3 protein-coding genes and 1 pseudogene are annotated in these 2,825 nt (G+C 64.3%); 2 read left to right on the top strand and 2 right to left on the bottom strand.

Translation table 11 applies throughout. From position 1 onward, the window contains the following. Nucleotides 1-255, top strand: a pseudogene (locus tag AC1DX0_RS34010) (CASTOR/POLLUX-related putative ion channel); the annotation flags it as partial. Here AC1DX0_RS34010 and AC1DX0_RS34005 read toward each other — a convergent pair. Beyond that, nucleotides 252-1,133 carry an HpcH/HpaI aldolase/citrate lyase family protein gene (locus tag AC1DX0_RS34005; RefSeq protein WP_477222354.1) on the bottom strand — a complete coding sequence of 294 codons (882 nt, stop codon included), beginning with the start codon at nt 1,131-1,133 and terminating at the stop codon, nt 252-254. The pseudogene AC1DX0_RS34010 and the gene AC1DX0_RS34005 sit on opposite strands and share 4 nt — an antisense overlap. Continuing rightward, a complete protein-coding gene (locus AC1DX0_RS34000; RefSeq protein WP_477358734.1) occupies nt 1,133-1,585 on the bottom strand; it encodes a MaoC family dehydratase in 453 nt (150 codons plus the stop codon). The genes AC1DX0_RS34005 and AC1DX0_RS34000 overlap by 1 nt, the downstream gene beginning before the upstream one ends. 152 nt (nt 1,586-1,737) lie before the next feature. On the opposite strand from AC1DX0_RS34000, the gene AC1DX0_RS33995 reads away from it, so the two are divergent. Next, on the top strand, nt 1,738-2,825 hold a 1,088-nt coding region (locus tag AC1DX0_RS33995; RefSeq protein WP_477358731.1), incomplete at its 3' end, for a DUF2336 domain-containing protein.

The raw sequence follows: 2,825 nt of genomic DNA, 5'->3' as shown, positions 1-2,825 counted from the left end.
GACCTGCTCGACGAGAAGGGCTCCGAAATCTACATGCGCCCGGTCGCCGACTATGTCGCCATCGATCAGCCYTTGACCTTCTGGACGATCGCGGAATCGGCACGGTTGCGCGGCGAGATCGCCATAGGGTACCGGCGCATCCGCGCCGGAGACACCGACCAGCGGGCGCTGGGCGGCGTCACCGTCAATCCCTTGAAGTCGGAAGCACTGGCCTATCTGCCGGAGGACCGGATCATCGTGCTGGCGCGGGATTAAGCGGAAACGCCTGCCGCTTTCGCCCTTGCCAGCAACCGTTCGGCCAGCCGCAGATGCGGGCGGTCGAACATCTTGCCGTCGATGCCGACGACGCCAGGATTGCCCGCCGCCGCGAATGCGTCGACGATTGCCTGGGAGTGTTTCACTGCCTCGGCCGATGGTGTGAAGGCGGCGTTGATGACGGGCACCTGGTCCGGGTGGATCGCCATCTTGCCGGCGAAGCCATCGCGCTCGGCCTCGGCACATTCCGCGGCGAAGGCTGCCATGTCGCGAAAATTCGGGAACACAGTGTCGATCGCCGCGACCTCCGCGGCACCCGCCGCGAGGATGGTCGTCAGGCGAGCATGGCGGAACAGGTCGGTGTAGTGGCCGTGCTCGTCACGAGCTGCGCTCGCGCCGATCGCCGCCGACAGGTCTTCGGCGCCCCAGGTGAGGCCGGCGAGCCGCTTGCTTGCGCCGGCATAGGTCGCGGCCGCGAGCACACCCGCCGGGGTTTCGGTGATGATCGGCAGGATCTTGATAGCACCGTCGGCCAAGCCGTTCTCGGCCTCGCGAACCCTGAGCTTTGCCGAGAGCTGCTGGACATCCTGGCCGCTGTTGGACTTGGGCAGCATGATGCCGTCCGGCTTTGCTGGAACGAGCGCGGCAAGATCGTCGTCCGTCAGCCCGGTCGACAGATCGTTGACCCTGACATAGATCGCTGAGCTGGTTTCCGTCCTGCGCTCAATAACAAAGCGTGCCGCAATCGCCCGCGCGGCCGCTTTGTTCTGCGCCGCCACGGAATCCTCGAGATCAACGATCACCACATCGGCGCCAGCGCCAAATCCCTTCTCCAGCTTGCGCTCGGAATCGCCGGGAACGAACAGCAGCGAGCGCATCAGGCGGCCTTTTTCAKCATCATCGCTTGCCTGGTGCATTTGGCGACGAGGTCGCCATTCTGGTTGTAGGCGCGGTGCTCGAATTCGACGATGCCGCGRTCSGGCTTCGATTTGGACTCGCGCACSGAGATGACTGTGGTCTCGACGCGGATGGTGTCGCCGTGGAAGACCGGATGCGGAAAGGTGGTTTCCTTCATGCCGAGATTGGCGACCGTCGTGCCGACCGTGATGTCGTTGACCGAAATGCCGATCATCAGGCCGAGCGTGAACARYGARTTGACCAGCGGCTTGCCCCATTCGCTCTTGGCGGCGAAATCGAAGTCGATATGCAGCGGCTGCGGGTTCAGCGTCATCACCGAAAACAGCATGTTGTCGCTCTCGGTGACGGTCTTGCGCAGCGTGTGCTGGAAGACATGGCCGACGACGAACTCTTCGAGGTATAGGCCGGCCATTTCCGTCTCCTGCGCTGTTTGACGGTTGATAGGCGCTGCATCCAGCGCTCGCAAGCCAGTTAATGAACATGGTGAACCGTTCGTAAACCATTTCTGCCTACCGTCCTCAGCGGGGCCGGAAACCCTCCGGCAAGGGGCGTAAGCAGACGGGCATGGTTGTTGTTTCGCATTTCCTGAAGTGGATCTACACGGCAAGAGTGTCCGAGCGCGCCGCCGCGGCCAATGCGCTGGCTCGGGCCTATGTCAATTCCGAATTGCCGTTCGAGGATCGCTGCGCCGCCGAGGCTGCTCTGACGCTGCTGCTCGACGATGCCTCGTCGAAAGTCCGGCTGGCGATGGCCGAAGCGCTCTCGATGAGCCACCACGCGCCGCTGCAGATCATCAGCGCGCTGGCCTCCGACCAGCCGGAAGTCGCCGGTGTCGTGCTGGCGCGCTCGCCGCTGCTCACCGACGCCGACCTGATCAACCGCGTGGCGTCGAGCCAGAAGGCGACGCAGAAGCTGATCGCCGATCGGCCTGTTGTCTCGATGGCGCTGTCGGCGGCGATCGCCGAGATCGGCGAGGCGGAAGCCTGCGCCGTGCTGCTGGCCAACAGCGGCGCCGACATTGCTTCACTCAGTTTCCGCCGCATGGCCGAACGCCACGGGCATCTACCGCTGGTGCGCGAGGCGCTGATATCGGATGCACGTCTGCCTGCCGACTGCCGGCATATGTTGCTCATCAAGCTCGGCGAGACATTGAAGGCATCGCCGCTGGTCATGGCATTGATGGGCGCCGCGCGTGCCGAGCGCGTCATGCGCGACGCTTGCGTCAAGGCTTCGGTGACGCTGATCGAAGGTACGCGCCAGGAAGAACATGCGGCGCTGATCGAGCATCTCAGGCTGCGCGGCGATCTCACCGCGAGCTTCMTCATCCGCACCATYGCGCATGGCAAGGTCGATTTCTTYGGCTCSACGCTGGTCGCGCTCAGCCAGCAGTCGGAGCCGCGGGTAAGGACGCTGCTCGCCGGCGGCCACGATGTGGCCTTGCAGGCGCTGTTTCGCAGCGCCGGCCTGGCGGCTGCCACGCATGCGATCATCCTGCGCGCGCTGAAGATCTGGCGCGAAGTCGCCAATGGCAAGCGCGTCGCCGGCGTACAGGAAGTCAGCTGGCTGATGCTGAAAGAGGTGGGCGGGCAATCCGCCGAAGGCGATCTTGCCGCCCTGATCAAGTCGATCCATCTCGACGCGCTGCGCGAGAA

The sequence above is a fragment of the Mesorhizobium sp. P3_A9 genome (genome assembly GCF_056402975.1).
The sequence above is the reverse complement of the archived record's forward strand: the minus strand, read 5'-3'. Positions and strand labels throughout refer to the sequence as shown.